The organism is Solimonas terrae (genome assembly GCF_011067135.1).
Taxonomy (GTDB): Bacteria; Pseudomonadota; Gammaproteobacteria; order Nevskiales; family Nevskiaceae; genus Solimonas; species Solimonas terrae.
This window is the reverse complement of the sequence record NZ_JAAMOW010000008.1, coordinates 278246-295330: the sequence shown is the minus strand read 5'-3', so window position 1 is coordinate 295330 and position 17085 is coordinate 278246. Positions and strand designations below refer to the sequence as shown.

The 17085-nt window shown below is 66.3% G+C and carries 17 protein-coding genes; 8 read left to right on the top strand and 9 right to left on the bottom strand.

The features are described 5' to 3' along the window. Positions 1-163 precede the first annotated feature (163 nt). Positions 164-1423, top strand: coding sequence for an alkaline phosphatase family protein (locus G7Y85_RS16350; protein WP_166259629.1), 1260 nt, complete (start codon positions 164-166; stop codon positions 1421-1423). A gap of 26 nt (positions 1424-1449) precedes the next feature. Beyond that, positions 1450-2727, top strand: coding sequence for a cytochrome-c peroxidase (locus G7Y85_RS16345; protein WP_166259626.1), 1278 nt, complete (start codon positions 1450-1452; stop codon positions 2725-2727). A 66-nt stretch (positions 2728-2793) separates the two neighbouring features. Here G7Y85_RS16345 and G7Y85_RS16340 read toward each other — a convergent pair whose 3' ends face one another. Both G7Y85_RS16340 and G7Y85_RS16335 read right to left on the bottom strand, forming a co-directional pair. Then, positions 2794-4113 (bottom strand): sigma 54-interacting transcriptional regulator, encoded by a 1320-nt coding sequence (locus G7Y85_RS16340; protein WP_166259623.1) that lies wholly within the window; start codon positions 4111-4113, stop codon positions 2794-2796. A 97-nt stretch (positions 4114-4210) separates the two neighbouring features. Beyond that, positions 4211-5599, bottom strand: a complete 1389-nt coding sequence (locus tag G7Y85_RS16335; protein ID WP_166259620.1) for a class II fumarate hydratase — start codon at positions 5597-5599, stop codon at positions 4211-4213. Between the two features lie 134 nt (positions 5600-5733). On the opposite strand from G7Y85_RS16335, the gene purB reads away from it, so the two are divergent. Together purB and G7Y85_RS16325 are read left to right on the top strand one after the other, a co-directional pair. Next, positions 5734-7101 carry an adenylosuccinate lyase gene (purB, locus tag G7Y85_RS16330; protein WP_166259617.1) on the top strand — a complete coding sequence of 456 codons (1368 nt, stop codon included), beginning with the start codon at positions 5734-5736 and terminating at the stop codon, positions 7099-7101. A gap of 51 nt (positions 7102-7152) precedes the next feature. Beyond that, positions 7153-7671 (top strand): DUF7931 domain-containing protein, encoded by a 519-nt coding sequence (locus G7Y85_RS16325; protein ID WP_166259614.1) that lies wholly within the window; start codon positions 7153-7155, stop codon positions 7669-7671. A 7-nt stretch (positions 7672-7678) separates the two neighbouring features. On the opposite strand, the gene G7Y85_RS16320 is transcribed toward G7Y85_RS16325, so the two are convergent. From G7Y85_RS16320 to G7Y85_RS16295, 6 genes are all read right to left on the bottom strand, one after another. Then, entirely contained in the window at positions 7679-8122 is a 444-nt protein-coding gene (locus G7Y85_RS16320; protein WP_166259611.1) for an acyl-CoA thioesterase, read from the bottom strand. Continuing rightward, positions 8119-8334 carry a DUF1289 domain-containing protein gene (locus G7Y85_RS16315; protein WP_166259608.1) on the bottom strand — a complete coding sequence of 72 codons (216 nt, stop codon included), beginning with the start codon at positions 8332-8334 and terminating at the stop codon, positions 8119-8121. Before G7Y85_RS16315 ends, G7Y85_RS16320 begins: the two co-directional genes overlap by 4 nt. 105 nt (positions 8335-8439) lie before the next feature. Next, a complete protein-coding gene (locus G7Y85_RS16310; protein ID WP_166259605.1) occupies positions 8440-9687 on the bottom strand; it encodes an OmpA family protein in 1248 nt (415 codons plus the stop codon). Between the two features lie 164 nt (positions 9688-9851). Continuing rightward, positions 9852-10877 carry a quinone-dependent dihydroorotate dehydrogenase gene (locus G7Y85_RS16305; RefSeq protein ID WP_166259792.1) on the bottom strand — a complete coding sequence of 342 codons (1026 nt, stop codon included), beginning with the start codon at positions 10875-10877 and terminating at the stop codon, positions 9852-9854. Positions 10878-10882: 5 nt separating this feature from the next. Continuing rightward, complete coding sequence (gene ribA, locus G7Y85_RS16300; protein ID WP_166259602.1) at positions 10883-11485, bottom strand: GTP cyclohydrolase II; 603 nt, start codon at positions 11483-11485, stop codon at positions 10883-10885. A 164-nt stretch (positions 11486-11649) separates the two neighbouring features. Further along, on the bottom strand, positions 11650-13071 hold the full coding sequence (locus G7Y85_RS16295) for a 3-oxoacyl-ACP reductase (protein ID WP_166259599.1): 1422 nt from the start codon (positions 13069-13071) through the stop codon (positions 11650-11652). Between the two features lie 298 nt (positions 13072-13369). On the opposite strand from G7Y85_RS16295, the gene G7Y85_RS20075 reads away from it, so the two are divergent. From G7Y85_RS20075 to G7Y85_RS16275, 4 genes are read left to right on the top strand one after another with little or no spacing between them, the layout of a single operon-like run. Continuing rightward, positions 13370-14221: a hypothetical protein gene (locus tag G7Y85_RS20075; protein ID WP_174839788.1), complete on the top strand. Its 852-nt coding sequence runs from the start codon at positions 13370-13372 to the stop codon at positions 14219-14221. A gap of 22 nt (positions 14222-14243) precedes the next feature. Then, entirely contained in the window at positions 14244-14573 is a 330-nt protein-coding gene (locus G7Y85_RS16285) for a hypothetical protein (RefSeq protein WP_166259596.1), read from the top strand. Positions 14574-14616: 43 nt separating this feature from the next. Next, the gene (locus G7Y85_RS16280) at positions 14617-15393 is read left to right on the top strand and encodes a glucose 1-dehydrogenase (RefSeq protein WP_166259593.1); all 777 of its coding nucleotides are present in this window, start codon (positions 14617-14619) and stop codon (positions 15391-15393) included. A 5-nt stretch (positions 15394-15398) separates the two neighbouring features. Next, on the top strand, positions 15399-15986 hold the full coding sequence (locus G7Y85_RS16275; protein ID WP_166259590.1) for a DUF4231 domain-containing protein: 588 nt from the start codon (positions 15399-15401) through the stop codon (positions 15984-15986). Between the two features lie 41 nt (positions 15987-16027). Here G7Y85_RS16275 and G7Y85_RS16270 read toward each other — a convergent pair whose 3' ends face one another. Next, on the bottom strand, positions 16028-17005 hold the full coding sequence (locus tag G7Y85_RS16270; RefSeq protein ID WP_166259587.1) for a quinone oxidoreductase family protein: 978 nt from the start codon (positions 17003-17005) through the stop codon (positions 16028-16030). Positions 17006-17085: the final 80 nt, after the last annotated feature.

Below are 17085 nucleotides of genomic sequence, written 5' to 3'. Positions count from 1 at the left end.
GCGCGAATCGTAACGGAAAACCCCCAATCGCCGCCGGAATTCGATCGGCCAGCTCGATCACCGGCCAATGGAACGTCAAGGTTTCATTGTTCTGAAACCTTGGCGAGGTATTCCTTGCGGCGCGTTTCGGTTTCTTCTCCACGCTCCGGATCAGGGAAAGTCCATGTCTCGAATCATCGGTATGCGCCGGTTCACCGGCGCCGCACTGCTCGCTTGCCTCGGCCTCGGCACGCTGCTCAGTGCCTGCGACAACAACAAGCCCAGGACCTTGCAGGACATCAAGCATGTCTTCGTGATCGTGCTCGAGAACAAGAATTTCGACGACACCTTCGGCAGCAGCACGCAGGACCCGTATCTGCAGTCGCTGCCTGCCAAGGGCGCGCTGCTGACGCAGTACTACGGCACCGGCCACGCCAGCCTCGACAACTACATTTCGATGATCAGCGGCCAGGCGACCGCCAATGCGACTTCGGGCGACTGCACGAACTATGTCGACTTCGTCATGAGCGGCACGACGCCCGACGGTCAGGCGATCGGCGACGGTTGCGTCTATCCGGCCAGCATCAAGACCCTGCCCGATCAGCTCAAGGCTGCCGGACTGAGCTGGAAGGGTTACATGGAAGACATGGGCAACGATCCGGCGCGCGAATCGGCGAGCTGCGGACACCCGGCCATCGGCGCCGCCGACCTCACCAATGCGCCGGAAGCCGCAAGCGCGAGCGTTCCGGACGGCGACCAGTACGCGACCCGTCACAACCCGTTCGTCTACTTCCACTCGATCCTCGACACGCCGGACTGCGAAGCCAGGGTCGTCAACCTCAGGCAGCTCGACACCGATCTCGCCTCTGCCTCCAGCACGCCGAACTTCGCGTTCATCACGCCCAATGTCTGCAACGACGGTCATGACGGCGACGGCACCGGTGCCGCCAACAAGGGTTGCGTCGGCGGCGCGCCCGGCGGCCTGACCTCTGCCGACGGCTTCCTCAAGATCTGGGTGCCGAAGATCATGTCGTCGCCGGCGTTCAAGAAGGATGGCCTGCTGATCATCAACTTCGACGAAGGCAATTACGCCTCGGTCGCACCGACGACCACGGACGGCGTCACGACCTACACGATCACCTTCCCCGGCGAGCACTGCTGCGAACAACAGATCGGCCCGAACATCACGCGCCCGTCGGCCGAAACGCTGCCGGTATCGCCGACCATGCAGTACGTCATCAGGATCGACGGCTACGGCGGCGACCGCACCGGCGCCGTGCTGCTGTCGCCATTCATCAAGGGCGGAACGGTCAGCGACGTGCCGTACAACCACTACTCGATGCTGAAGTCGCTGCAGGACATCTTCTCGCTGAGCCCCTATCTCGGCTACGCCGGCCAGGACGGGCTGATGCCGTTCGGCAGCGACATCTTCACTCAGTTCTGAGTGGACGAGAGCAGCAGCCGTCGGCAATGCCGTCACCGCCGTTGACGCGTCGCGTCAGCGCGTGGGCGGCGCTGTGCGGCGCGGTCCTGTTCGCGGCCGGCTGCCATGAGGCGCCAGCGCCGGAAGCCGCTTCCGCGCCACAGCGGCCGACCCTGCTGCAAGCCTCCTACCCCGGCGCTGCGGCGCTGGGGGCGAAGCTCTATTTCGACTCGTCGCTGTCCGCGTCCGGGCGACAGTCCTGCGCGAGCTGCCACGATCCTGCGCATGCCTACACGACGCCGGACGGCGGCCGGATCCAGCGCGGCGGCGCGAATCTCGACCAGCCCGGATTGCGCGCCGTGCCGTCGCTGCGCTACACGCTGCGCCGCGTCCCGGTCTGGTCGAAGGAATACCAGCGCGACGAAACCGAGCGTCTGCTCGAACTGGACAGCGTGCCGGTCGGCGGTCTCGGCTGGGACGGCCGCTTCGATACCCTGCGCACGCAGGCCGCGTTTCCGCTGCTTGCGCTCAACGAAATGGGCAATGCCGATGCCACGGCGTTCGCGGCCCGGCTCGCGCGCGTGCCCTACATCGACGAACTGCGGCAGGTGTTCGGCGCCGACGCGCTGGCAACGCCGGAACGGGCACTGGCGACCGTCGGCCTGGCACTCGAGCGCTACGAAATCGAGAATCCGGAGTTTGCCCCGTACAGTAGCCGCTACGACGATTTCCTCGACGGCAAGCTTGCGTTGAGCGAACAGGAACAGCGCGGCCTGGCGCTGTTCGTCGCGCCCGACAAGGGCAACTGCGCCGCCTGCCACACGGCGACGCGCGGTGCGAACGGCGCGCATCCGCTGTTCACCGATTTCAGCTTCCAGGTGCTCGGCGTACCGCGCAATCCGGCCATCGCCGCCAATGCCGATCCGGCGTTCCACGATCTCGGCCTGTGCGGACCGCTGCGCAGCGACCAGCGCGCGCGCCGCTACTGCGGCATGTTCAAGACGCCAAGCCTGCGCAATGTGGCCACGCGCCGCGCGTTCTTCCACAACGCCCGTTTCGACAAGCTGCGGGACGCCGTGGGGTTCTACGCGACACGCGACAGCGATCCGGCGCGCTGGTACCCGCAGCGCGACGGCGTCGTGCAGCGCTATGACGATCTGCCGCAGGAACTGCGCGGCAATGTCGACCATGTCGACGCCCCTTTCAGTCCCTCGGCCCGGCCGCGCGCCGCGCTGAGCGACGCCGACATCGACGATCTGGTCGCGTTCCTCGGTACCTTGACCGATCGCGACGTCGCCGCCGCGATACCGCCGCCCGCGCGCTGACAGCGCGCACACAAAAAAGCCGCCGGCCAGTGGCCGGCGGCGCCCCTTCCCGCCCCGAAGTCCGTTCTACGCGACCGCGTAGATCTGGTGACTGTGGTGGTTCGCCGGCTCCCAGAGCTTGATGCCGGCGTCGATCTCGTCGAGCTGCAGCAGGGTGTCGCCGCCGCGCACGCCGTAGTCGACGAAAGCCGACTCCAGCACGCGCACCAGCGCACGGATGTTGCCGTGCCAGCGGCAGTTGCGGATGCGCGACCAGGCGTCTTCGCTGACGCCCTTGGGTTGCGCCCAGGTCGTGCAGCGCTCCGCCATCCTGGCCAGCGTGGTGGCGACCACGGCGATCATGTCCTCTTCCCGCTTGTGCAGTTCCGGCACCGACAAGGTCGCCGCGCCGATGCGCGTGAACTCGTCGATGTTGACCGAATTCTGCAGGGTCTCCCAGCTGCGGTTGGTCGCGAACACGATCGCACATTCCAGCGACTGCTTGGCCGACGCACCGAACGGCAGATACTGACCGTTGTCGAAGGCTTCCATCAGCACTTCCATCACCGGACCGGTGATGCCGTGGCTTTCATCGATGAAGCAGACACCGTCGCGTGCGTGGGTGAATGCGCCGGTGCGGCTGCCGGCACCGGGAAACGCTCCCGAGACATGACCGCACAGCAACGATTTGACGGCCGCCTTGTCGCCGGTGTTTTCGGCGGCGAGGTTCACCGAGACGAAACGGCCGCGGTTGCGCGTCAGGTAGTAGTAGTACGACAGCGAAGTCTTGCCGCTGCCAGGCCCGCCAAGCAGATAGGTGCGATTGATGCCGTTGGTGGCATACGCGCGAATGCGTGCGACCAGCGCCTGCAGTTCCGGACTGAACACGTAGAAATTGCGCATCGGCGAATTCTCGACTTCGGTCGAGATCGGCATGCGGATCAGATTTTCCTCGACCACCGGCGTCAGCCGCTGTGGCAGCTGGCGCAGCACGCTTTCGGCGTTCGGCGCCAGCAGCAGGCGCATGCCGGCCAGTTTGTTCTCGTTGCCGCGCTTGTTCAGCCATTGGCCGAGCGCGGTCAGCTGTCCCGGAGTGACCGCGACGATCAGCGTCGTCGGCCGCCCGGCGGCACGCGCCGCGAGCACCGCGTCGGAAAGACCGTCGAGCAGACTTGGCGCAATCAGCAGACTGAGCACGAAATCGACATCCGCGACTTTCATCTGCGGACCCAGTTCGGCAGCGTCGCTGAGTCGGAGCTGACGCCCGTTCGGCATCAGCGTCGCCAGGCCCTGTTCCAGTTCGGGATCGCGGATATGGAAGTCGGATGCGTAGACCTGCAGATACGGCGCGTTCGCGCGTTCCATCGCCAGGGCTTTGACATCGGTCTTGCGCGTGATTCCGAACATGGGCGTGCTTCCTGCAGGGCTCGTGCCCAGACTAGACGCAGATTCGGCACGCGGCGCGCGGCGCCGATGAAGCGCGTCCGGCCGCCGACCGACGGCATCAACTGCCGACGCCGCCGCGCGTCAGCCGCGCCGGATCGAGCAGCTCTGCCAGTTCGGCGCGCGGCAGTCCGGTGATTTCCGCGGCGACATCGATCACCGGCCGCCCCTGCCGGTAGGCCTGCTTGGCGATGGCCGCGCCGCGGTCGTAGCCGATCCGTGCATTGAGCGCGGTGATCAGGATCGGATTGCGGTCCAGGGTCTCGCGTATGTGCTCGCGGCGGACGCGGAAGCCGGCGATCGCGCGCTCGGCGAGCAGGCGCGAGACATTGGCTTCGAGCGTGATGCTCTGCAGCAGGTTCAGCGCGATCACCGGCAGCATCACGTTGAGCTGGAAATTGCCGGCCTGCGCGGCGACGGTGATCGTCGCGTCGTTGCCGATCACCTGCGCAGCGACCTGCGCGGTCGCCTCGGGGATCACCGGATTGACCTTGCCCGGCATGATCGACGAGCCCGGCTGCAGACTCGGCAACTCGATCTCGCCGAGGCCGGCCAGCGGACCGGAGTTCATCCAGCGCAGATCGTTGGCAATCTTCATCAACGATACGGCAATCGCCTTCAGCTGCCCGGACAGTTCGACCGCGGTGTCCTGCGCGGACAGCGCCTCGAAGTAGTTCGCCGCCGGCACGAAGCGCAGGCCGCTGCGCGCCGCCAGCGCGCGCGCAAACCGCCTGCCGAAACGCGGATCGGCATTGATGCCGGTGCCGACCGCGGTGCCGCCGAGCGCGAGCTGCAGCAAACGCGGCTGCACGGCGTCCAGCCGTTCGAGACCATGCCGGATCTGTGTCGCCCAGCCGGACAGCTCCTGATCGAAACGCAGCGGCATGGCATCCATCAGATGCGTGCGGCCGGTCTTGGTCACGCCTTTCAGTTGACGTGCGCGCCGGTCGATCGTCGTCGCGAGGAATTTCAGCGCCGGCTTGAGCTCGGCATGCACCAGCAGGGCAGCGGCGACATGGATTGCGGTCGGAATCACGTCGTTCGAGCTTTGCCCGTAGTTGACGTGATCGTTGGGGTGCACGGTCTTTCTCAGGCGACGGCTCGCCAGATGTGCAATCACCTCGTTCGCGTTCATGTTGGTCGAGGTGCCGGAGCCGGTCTGGAACACGTCGATCGGAAACTGCGCATCGTGCTGACCTTCGGCCACCTGCAGCGCACAGACGGCGATCGCCTCGGCGCGGCCGGCGTCAAGCAGGCCGAGTTCGCGGTTGACCTGGGCCGCGGTCGCCTTGATCAGGCCCAGCGCGCGAATGAACGCACGCGGCATCTTCAGGCCCGAGATCGGGAAATTGTCGACAGCGCGCTGGGTCTGCGCGCCCCACAAGGCATTGGCCGGGACCTTCAGTTCGCCCAGGCTGTCGTGTTCGAGACGGAAGGCCGGTTTTGCCATGCTGCGCTGCTCCTGTCTGGCGACGGCGTCGCGAAGCGGCCGCCTCGGATAAAATGCGCGCCCAGCCTACACCGGCGATGCTGTCTGCGCGCCGACCGCCGGGCCTCGTTTCCGCCTTCCGAGCCGATCATCCAATGAACCTTACGTCCCTGTCCGCCATCTCGCCGATCGACGGCCGCTACGCCGAGAAGACCGTCAAGCTGCGCGAAATCTTCAGCGAGTACGGCCTGATGCGCTATCGCGTGCTCGCCGAGATCCGCTGGCTCGAAACCCTGGCAGCGAACGGCGAGATTCCGGAAGTTCCGGCGCTGTCGCCGTCGGCGCGGGAAAGACTCGAAAAGGTCGCCAGCAGCTTCACGCTCGACGAGGCACAACGCGTCAAGGCGATCGAGGACACGACCAACCACGACGTCAAGGCCGTCGAGTACTACCTCAAGGAAAAGATCAGCTCGCATCCGGAGCTGTCGGGCATCAAGGAATTCATCCACTTCGCGTGCACATCCGAGGACGTCAACAATCTCTCGCATGCGCTGATGCTCAGGGACGCGCGCGACAAGGTGTTGCTGCCGACGCTCGACCGCATCATCCAGGCGATCGCCAGTCTGGCGCACAGTTACGCCGAACAGCCGATGCTGTCGCGCACGCACGGCCAGCCCGCCTCGCCGACCACGCTCGGCAAGGAAATGGCGGTGTTCGCGCAGCGCCTGCGCCGCCAGCGCGAGCAGTTCGCAGCGGTGGCACTACTCGGCAAGATGAACGGCGCAGTCGGCAACTGGAATGCGCACTACGCGGCCTATCCCGATGTCGACTGGCCGTCGGTGGCGGAAGCTTTCATCGGCGCGCTCGGCATCGAACAGAGCCCGGCGACCACGCAGATCGAGCCGCACGACTACATCGCCGAATACTTTCATGTCCTGTCGCGCTTCAACACGATCCTGATCGATTTCTGCCGTGACATCTGGAGCTACATTTCGGTCGGCTATTTCAAGCAGCGCACGGTGGCCGGCGAAGTCGGCAGTTCGACCATGCCGCACAAGGTCAACCCGATCGACTTCGAAAATGCCGAAGGCAATCTCGGCATCGCCAACGCGATCCTCCAGCACCTGGCCGAGAAGCTGCCGATCTCGCGCTGGCAGCGCGATCTCACCGATTCGACGGTGCTGCGCAATCTCGGCGTCGGTGTTGCCCACGCGGTTATCGCCTACCAGTCGGCACTCAAGGGCATCGGCAAGCTCGAAGCCGATGCCTGGAAGATGGGCCAGGATCTCGACCACAACTGGGAAGTGCTCGGCGAGGCGATCCAGACCGTGATGCGCCGCTACGGGCTGCCGGAACCGTACGAGCAGCTCAAGCGTCTGACGCGCGGCCAGAAGGTCGGCCGCGACGCCATTCGCGATTTCGTGTCCGGCCTGGAGTTGCCGGAAGCCGAGAAGCAGCGTCTGCTGCAGATGACGCCCGGCAGCTACACCGGCAACGCGCTGCAACAGGCCAAGGCGGTCTGAGCACGCAGCGGCAGTGGCGGCGACTCGCACCGCGGGTTTAGGCTGCGCGCCATGAGCGAGCAGATGCCGGACACGACGGGCGAGCACGCCTCGGGCGCAGTGACGATCATCAGTGGTCGCCAGGCCTGGCGCGACGCCGCCGTCGAACTCGTCGGTCACGCGCAGCTGCAGCTGCGCGTGCTGAGTCAGGAACTGGACCGGCGCATCTGGAGCGATCCCGATCTCGTCGAACAGCTGCAAACGTTCGCGCTGCGCTCGCAGCGCTCGGAACTGCGCATCCTCGTGAACCGGCCGGCGCTTGCCGCGCAACACGGCCATCGCCTCGTCGAACTCGCGCGTCGCCTGCCGAGCCGGATCGCGATTCGCGAGCTGAACGAAGAACATCGTGGCCTGACCGAGGAATTCTCGGTGGCCGATGAACAGGCCCTGCTCTACAAGGGCCGGCACGACGATCTCGACGCTCAGTGGTCGGCGCACGCACCGCTCGACGCGCGCCGCCTGCGCCGTCGCTTCGATCAGTTGTGGGACGAATCGCCGCCGGCGCGCGAGCTGGCGATCCTCGGGCTCTGAAGTCCGCTCAGCTTTCTTCGGGTGCCACCTTTTCACGCGCACGTATGAAACGGCGCGCCGCGTCCGGCACCGGCGCCGAACAATTGCGCTCGTAGTCGAACCACACCAGCACGCCGCGTGTGACCGCTGCCAGCCGGCCATCGACGAACATGCCGCCTTCGGTGTTCATGCTGCTGCGGCCGATGCGACGGACCCGGAAGCCGAATTTCAGCTGCGCCGGATGATGGACCTGCGAAATGAAATCGCACTCGATTCGCGCGAGGATGAACCCGCTGCGCTTCCAGAAACCTTCGTCGCCGCGAATCAGCGCATCGAAGTAGTCGAGCCGCGCCGATTCATCGAACGTGAAATAACGCGCGTTGTTGATGTGGCCGAGCATGTCGCAATCCGACCAGCGCGTCGCCAGCTCGTGGAAGTAACCGAAGTCGTCCTGCGTCGGGCGTTCGCTCATGCGGCTTCCTTGTCGTCCGGGAATTGCTGCAGGCGCGCCGCCGCCCGCGCGCGGATGTCGAGGCGTTCACGATCCGGCGCCCTGCCCCAGGCGGCAATCTCGTCGAGCACGCGGCCACAGCCCAGGCAGTGACCGCGTTCGCCGAGGCGACAGACGCCAGTGCACGGCGACGGCACGTCGCGATCGGCAATCAGGGACTCAGGATTCGACATGAGGATCACAAGCTAGCACCGGCGGCATGAGAGCGAAAACCACCGGCATCGACACAAAAAAGGCGCGACCATCCCGCGATGGCCGCGCCGCGTTCAAGGCCGCCCTTATTCGACGATCAGTTTGAAGTCGACACGACGATTCTTTGCGCGACCCTCTTCCGTGCTGTTCGACGCCACCGGATGGAAGTCGCCGAAACCGGTCGCCACCAGACGCGCGGCGTCGACGCCATGCGCGACCAGATACTGGCGGACCGACTCGGCACGCTGCTGCGAGAGCATCAGGTTGTAGGCCTTGTTGCCGACGTTGTCGGTGTTGCCGCCGATCTGCACGGCGACATTCGGCTGATTCTTGAGTGTGCTGGCGACATCCTTGAGCACCTTGCGCGCGTCATCGGTCAGCACCGCAGTGTTGTTGTCGAACTGCACGCCCGGCAACTGCAGCGACTGCGAGACCATGCAGCCGCTGGCATCGACCTGCAGGCCGCTGCGCGTACCCGGGCAACGATCGATCTCGTTCGGCACGCCGTCGGCATCGTCATCACCCGGATGCGGCGTGCTGCTCATCGGACAGCCGCTGGCGTCGACGCCGGTGCCGGTCGGCGTGCCCGGACACAGATCCTTGGCATCGGTCACGCCATCGCGATCCGAATCGACACCGCAGTCGCTGCGGCCGGTCACCGGATCGACAACCGCCAGTTCGCACTCCTGCGCCGGCGCCACGGCCGGACCGCTGTTGTTGAACAGAAAGAACAGCGGCAGTTGCAGACCGGCCGTGATGCGATAGTCGATCAGGAAGTTGTGGCTGGTGCTCTGGCTGTCGACCTGACCGAGGGCGCGGGCCTCGACGCGCGCGGCAAGGCCTTTCCACCCGAAGCGGCCGAGCGGCAGCAGCACCCCGCCGCCGAGATCGACGCCGAAATGTTCATGACGGTCACCGCGCACATCGTTCTGCACGATGCCGACACCGCCGAGCGCGAACGGCTTGAACTGATAGCCGCCGCCGAAGTTGCCGATGCTCTGGTTGTCGAAATCGTAGACGAGATCGAACAGCAGGCCGGTCTGGTAGTCGCTCTTGCCGTCGATATGGCGATCACGCGACAGCATGTGCAGCGTCGTTTCGGCTGCCCAGCGCTCGTAGCCGTAGGTCGCCAGCGGCACACCGAACGTGAATTGCGCACCCTGACCATCATCGGAATGACGCGCCGAGTCCGGAATTTCGAAGTTGTAGCCAGCACCGAGATAAGGGATTTCGTTGCCATCGGTCGTGACGGCCGCAGCCGACCCCGCCCAGAGCATCGTCGCTGCCGCCAGAACGCCGGCCACGCCGCCCGCCAAGCTCTGTTTCAAGTGCATGATCACAACTCCCTTGTTGACTATGATTTTGATGGCCGGATGCCGCGAGCGTCCCGTCCCCGTGAACTCGCCATGGCCGCGCTTCGTTGCGTGGGCCGACTCTATAGCGTCGATGTGACAGCGGCAACCGCAGCGCCGATCCGAGCACGGCGCGCAAGCTGCGGTCAGGCCGGGCGGCCGCCCGCTCGCAAAGCACTCGCGCATTCGCGGACCAGCGCGGGTCCGCGATAGATGAAACCGGTGTAGATCTGCAGCAGATCGGCGCCCGCCGCGCGGCGGGCCAGCGCGCTGCCGGCATCACCGATGCCACCGACGCCGATCAGCACGAAATCGTCGCCGAGCCGTCGCCGCAATGCTGCCAGTGTCCGGCTGGCCTGCGGCGCCAGCGGCGTACCCGAAAGCCCGCCGGTTTCGAGGGCCAGCGGTTCGCCGTCGAGGCCGGGGCGCGTGACCGTGGTGTTGGTCGCGATCAAGCCGTCGATACCGGTTTCGCGCGCGACACGGGCAATCGCATCGAGCTGCGCATCGTCGACATCGGGCGCGATCTTGACCAGCATCGGCGTGCGCTTGCCGTGCTGCTGCGCGAGCCTATCGGCCTTGCCTTTCAGTTGCTGCAACAGGGCGCGCAGATGAGCCTCGCTCTGCAGCTCACGCAGATTCTTCGTGTTCGGCGACGAAATGTTGATCGTCACGTAACCGGCTGCGCTGTAGACCTTGCGCAGGCAGAACAGATAGTCGTCGGCCGCGCGTTCGATCGGCGTGTCGAAGTTCTTGCCGATATTGATGCCCAGCACGCCGCGATAGTCGCTCTCGGCGACACGCGCCAGCAGATGGTCGACGCCCTTGTTGTTGAAGCCGAGGCGATTGATGATCGCGCCATGTGCCGGCAGACGGAACATGCGCGGCCGTGGATTGCCGGGCTGGGCGCGCGGCGTGACGGTGCCGATTTCGACGAAGCCGAAGCCGAGTCGCGACCAGGCTTCCAGGCATTCACCGTTCTTGTCGAGCCCGGCGGCCAGGCCGACGCGATTGGCAAAGCGCAGACCGAGCAGTTCGACCGGATCATCGACCCCCGGTCCGGCGAACGGCAGCGTTGCCAGCTTCGGCACGCAACGAAAGGTTTCCAGCGTCAGTTCATGCGCGCGTTCGGCGTCGAACCGGAACAGCAGCGAGCGGGCCAGCGCGTACATGCGGCTCAACGCGGCTCGAACAGGTGGCCGAGCTTGGCGGCCTTGGCGTCGAGATACTTCTCGTTGTACGGATTGCGCCCGCTTTCCAGCGGCACGCGTTCGACGATCTCGATGCCGACCTTGGCCAGCGCATCGAGCTTGCGCGGATTGTTGGTCATCAGGCGGATGTGACACAGGCCGAGCTGGCGCAGCATTTCGATGGCCAGATCGTATTCGCGGGCATCGGCCGGAAAGCCGAGCTGATGGTTGGCTTCCACGGTATCGGCACCGCGGTCCTGCAGTTCATAGGCGCGGATCTTGTTGCCGAGACCGATGCCGCGGCCCTCCTGGCGCAGGTACAGCACGGCGCCGCGCCCCTCATCGGCAATCTTCTGCAACGCCGCATTGAGTTGCGCACCGCAGTCGCAGCGCAGCGAAAACAGGGCGTCACCGGTCAGGCATTCGGAGTGCACGCGCACCAGCGGCGGCGTGCCCGACAACTCGCCCAGGGCGATGACGACATGCTCCTTGCCGTCGCCGGCGCGGAACACGGTAACGCTGAATTCGGCGAACGGGGTCGGCAGCTTCGCTTCCGCGATCCGCTCAAGCTGGTATTCGGAGGACTTCAAAACACTCTCGCGATTCGGCGATCCGCAGCCGCAATTCTGGCATGCCAGAGGCGCGGACCCGCCCGGGGGCGCAAATCATAACCGAAGCGGCGATTTCGCCGGCACGGTCACCGGCCAAGCCACGAACCGCGCCGCAAATGCGGACGCGGCGCGGTTCGCAGAGCTCACATGCCGAAGAAGTTCTGACCGCAGACGCGCAAGGTCCGGCCGTTGATGGCATTGGCCGCCGGCGACGCGAAGAAAGTCACGGCTTCGGCAATGTCCTGCGGCAGACCGCCCTGCGACAGCGAGCTGAGCCTACGGCCGACTTCGCGCGGGCCGAACGGCATCGCCGCCGTCATCGCGGTTTCGATGAACCCCGGGGCCACCGCATTGATCGCGCCGCCACGCTTGGCGAAGGTCGAGGCCATCGCATCGACGTAACCGATCACGCCGGCCTTGGTCGACGCGTAATTGGTCTGGCCGGCGTTGCCGCCGATGCCGCCGATCGACGAGATGCAGACCATGCGTGCGCCGTCGTTGAGGCCATCCTTGAGCAGGCCTTCGTTGATCTTCAGGATCGCGCCGAGATTGATGTTCAGCACCATGTCCCAGAAATGCGGCGGCATGTTGCGCAGCATCTTGTCGCGCGTGATGCCGGCGTTGTGGACGACGATATCGAGGCCGCCGAAATTCCTGCCGACTTCGGCGGCGATGCGGCTGGCGGCGTCGCTTGCCGTCACGTCGATGGCCAGACCGACGCCGCCGATCTTCGCCATCGTTTCGGCGAGCCCGCCTTCTGCCGAAGGATGATCCATGCCGACCACCTTGGCGCCTTCGCGCGCGAGGGTCTGCGCGATCGACGCGCCGATGCCGCGCGCAGCGCCGGTGACGAGCGCGATCTTGCCTTCGAGGCTGCCCGGCAAAGCCACATTGCCGGTCGCCGGCGGCCGCAGCGCGAGCACCTGGCCGGTGACGAACGCGGAGTGCTCGCTGAGGAAGAAACGCAGCGGCGCGTCAAGCGCATCGTCTGCGCCGTCCGGCACTTCGAGCAGGTTCGCGGTCGTGCCGTTCTTGCCGATTTCCTTGCCCAGCGCCCGAATGAAGCCGCGTAATGCCGTCGACGCGGTCTTGGCGTTGACCTCGCCCAGCGACTCCGGCGCGCGCGACACGACCAGCACGCGGCCGTTGCCGGCAATACCACGCACGAGCGGCTGCATGAAGTCGTACAGCTCGCGCAGTTGCGACGGCGAACTCAAGCCCGAGGCATCGAACAGCAGCGCATGATTGCGCGGCTCGCCCGCTTCGGCACCCGGATTGCCCTGCAGGTTCACTTTCGACGCGGCAGCGGCCGATTTCAGCGGCGCCAGTCCGGCATGGTCGCTGACGATGCGCAGGCCGGCACCGGCGCCGGCGACCGCCCGCAACAGTGGCGCGCCGAGCGTCGCACCGGTGGTGGCGCCGACCAGCACATGACGGCCTTCCAGCGGCTGCACGGCCCAGGCTGCCTTGGCACGGCGCAGGCGCGGCGGCATCGGCAGGCCGATCATGCCGGCGATCGTCTTGCCCAGCGAGGAATTGGTAAATTCGAGATAGCGGTCGTTCATCGTTGTGTCCGGCACGTCATGACAAAAAGTGGGGGCGCCGATTATGGCGGCGCGCCGGCGTTCCCGACAGCGCGTAACGACCACTGCCCTGCGACGCCGACGCCATTGACGCCTGCACGAGAGCGACGGATAGTTGGAGCGCCCATGGCCGGGCGGGTCGTGCAGCGCGGACCACGAGGAGCGGCCGGCCACCGAAATACAAGAGCCGTAAGCGGGATGCGGACGGCAGCGGCAAGACGAAAAGATTCGTCCTCGAACATCATTCAAACAAACATTCATCGAACTGCTTGGGGTCATCATGATGAAGGGCTGGAAGATCGCCGCAATCGCCGTTGTTGTCGGCGTCGTGACGTATGTCGGACTGGAAGTCCTGCTCCCGCACCATACGGTGGAGGTGAAAATGACCGGCCTGGTGCCGGCGGATTCCGTGTTCGGCGGCAAGCTGAAATCGCCGGACGAAGTGGCCGCGGCCAGCGAAGCGACGCCCGGCAGCGCCGCGGCCGACGCGACGCAGACGACGCCCAGCGGTCCGGCGGTGGCCACGGACGATGCGATGGCAGCATCGGACGACGGCAGCAACGCCGATCAGGGCGCACTCGTCGATACCACTTCACCGGCCGACGACAGCGACGCCGCCGATACGGCCGATGCGTCGATCGACAGCGATGCCGCCGCCGGCACCGAAGCAGCGCCGGAACCCGTGACCCCGGCGCCCGCACCTGCCAAGCCGGCGGTCAAACCCGCCGCCAGACCGGCCAGGCCGGCAGTGGCCGCCAAGCCGGCGGCAGCCAGGACACCGGCGACGGTCGCGGCCAGCGGCGCCAAGGCGACGCCGTGGTGGGAATCGGCCGGCGGCGGCAAGGGCCTGCGCGTGATCTACGCCGGTTCGGCGGCTTTCGAACGCGCGGTGGTGGTGATGGGCAACGCGCCTTTCGCGAGTGCCGCCAGCGCCAATCAGAACATTCATGTCAGCGATGCCGCCGGCAAGCCCGTGGCCGGCAGCTGGGCCGTCGGCGCCAGCAACAAGGCCATGCTGGTATTCCCGGTCGGCAAGGCCGGCAAGTATCAGGTCGCAGTCGGGGCCGGTCTCAGCGACGCGCAAAGCCGCAAGCTCGGCCAGTCGGTCAAGGGCACGGTTGTCGTCCAGTAAGCCGACCGATGATCGAAGCGGCGTGAGCGGTCGCGACGACCGGGCCTTGCGCGAGGAGCGCCTGCTCGAACGCCTGATGTCGACGTCGTCGACGATGACGGGCGTCTGCGTCGCCCTGCTGTCGGTCGTGCAGCTGATCGCCGACTCGCGCAAGGTGCAGACCCTCGCCGACGACGCGCTCGCCATCGATTCGCTGTTTTTCCTGCTTTGCTGCTATCTGTCGATCTGGGCACTGCGCACGCAGCGACGCGAGCGCACGCGCTTGCTCGCAGTGGCCGTCGACTACCTGTTCCTGATCGGCATGACCGGACTGGTCGTGATCGGCTTCATGATCGTCTACACCATTTTCTAGTCCTGGCCGGACTCGGCCGAGGCTGCAGACCCGAGGAGTCCCGATGAGCACCTCCCTGTTCGATCTCGACGGCCGCGTCGCCATCGTCACCGGCGCGTCGCGCGGCATCGGCGCGGCGACCGCGCAGTTGCTGGCCGAACAGGGCGCGCACGTCGTCCTGGTATCGCGCAAGCCCGAAGGTCTGGAGGCGGTCCGCGAGGTCATCGTCGCCAGCGGCGGCAAGGCCAGCGTCATCGTCGCGCATGGCGGTGTCAGCGAAGACCTGCAGCGCCTGGTCCGGGACACCGTCGCGCAGTGCGGTCGACTCGACATCCTCGTCAACAATGCCGCGACCAATCCGCATTACGGCCACATCGCGGAAACGCCGATGGGCATGGTGGACAAGACCGTGCAGGTCAATCTGCGCGGCTACTTCGAGCTGTCGTCGCTGGCGGCCCGGCAGATGAAGGACAACGGCGGCGGCGCGATCGTCAACATCGCCAGCATCAACGGTCTCAAGCCAGGCCTGGGACAAGGCATCTACTCGGTCACCAAGGCGGCGGTCATCAACATGACGCAGGCCTTCGCCAAGGAATGCGCGGCCTGGAAGGTACGTGCCAACGCGGTCCTGCCGGGACTGACCGACACCAAGTTCGCATCGGCGCTGACCACGAACGAGCAGGTCCTCAAACCGGCACTGGCGCAGATCCCGCTCGGCCGTATGGCACAGCCCCGGGAAATCGCGCCCGCCGTGCTGTACCTCGCGTCCGACGCAGCCAGCTATGTGACCGGCACCACGCTGGTCGTCGACGGCGGCCTGATCGGCTGCGGCGGCCTGTAAAGCCGATGAACGTCCGGCCGAGGCAGACACTGCTGCTGGTCCTGGCGCCGTGCATTGTCGTCGCCGGCTGGCTCTGCTTCCACAACAACTGGCCGCGCGGCGAAGCACTCGGCATCGCGCTGCAGACGGCGATCGCCCAGGGCGATGCCGACAAATCGCTGGTCGCGCGCCTGATCTGGTCGAACTATGTCGAAACGCGAGCAGACGCTTCACGCTGGAGCGGCATCTACTGGGGCTTCACGTTCACGGCGGCGCTGTTCAGTGCGCTGGCGGCCCTGATCCTGAAATTCGAGACCTTGCTGAAAAACGAGGCGGCGAAGAAGGATGTCGCCGCAATTCTGTCGGTTGCCGCGGCGCTGCTGATCACGGTATCGACCAGCGGTGACTTCCATCAGAAGTGGCAAGCCAATCGCGTGGCGGCCGCGCAGCTCGAGCAGATCGGCTACCAGTTCCTGAGTGCGGATGGCGCCGAGCCGCGCCGCTACCTGCCGGCGGTCGGCCGCGTGTTGCTGGTCCGCAGCGTGGCCATCGCCGGCGCCGACGCGCCGAAGCCCGAGCCTGATGCGGCGGTCCCCGCCGATGCAGGCCGGTAAAACGGCAGCGCCTGCGGCAATTGCTGTCTCGGCAGCGGGAGCTAGGGCAACAACAGGGTTGAACCGGTGGTCCTGCGCGCTTCCAGATCGCGATGCGCCTGTGCGGCATCGCGCAGCGCATAAGTCTGGCCGATCCCGATCCGCACGGCGCCGGCCCGCACGACCTCGAACAGCGCGGCGGCGGACGCCAGCAGTTCCTCACGGGTCGCGATGTAATCGCCGAGCCGTGGCCGGGTCAGGTACAGGGAGCCTTTCGCCGCCAGCAGGCCCGGCGCGAACGCATCGACCGCGCCGGAAGCATTGCCGAAGCTGACCAGCAGGCCACGCGGCGCGAGGCTGTCCAGCGAAGCGGCAAAGGTATCGCGACCGACCCCGTCATAGACCACCGGCACGCCGCGGCCGCCAGTCAGTGCACGCACGCGCTCGGCCACGTTTTCGCGCCGATAGTCGATGAGGTGATCACAACCGTGTGCACGCGCCAGTTCCGCCTTGGCCGCGCTGCCGACGGTGCCGATCACGGTCACGCCGAGATACTTGAGCCACTGCGTGGCGATCAGGCCGACGCCGCCGGCCGCCGCATGCAGCAGCACCGTTTCGCCGGCTTGCACGCGATAGCTGCGTCGAATCAGGTATTCGACAGTCATGCCCTGAAGCATCATCGCCGCGGCACTGCGCTCGTCGATCGCGTCCGGCAGTTTCACCAGATGCGCAGCCGGCATCAGTCGCGCCTCGGCATACGCGCCGAGCGGACCGGATGCATAGGCCACGCGATCGCCCCGGCGAAAATCACGAACGCCCTCTCCGACCTCAAGCACCTGGCCTGCAGCTTCGGTGCCCAGCCCGGACGGCAGGCTCAGGGGATACAGGCCGCTGCGATGGTAGGTATCGATGTAATTGAGACCGACCGCCGAGTGCCGCAGCAGCACCTCGCCGGGCCCGGGCGAAGACAGTTCCCGAGGCTCCCACTGCAGTTGCTCGGGGCCGCCGTGCATGTGAATGCCAATGGCGTGGGTCTGCATGTCGCGGGCTCCGGAACGGGAATCCGGCAAGGCTAAATCGCAGCGTCTCGTATCGCCACCGGCACGCAGCGCGGCGGCCG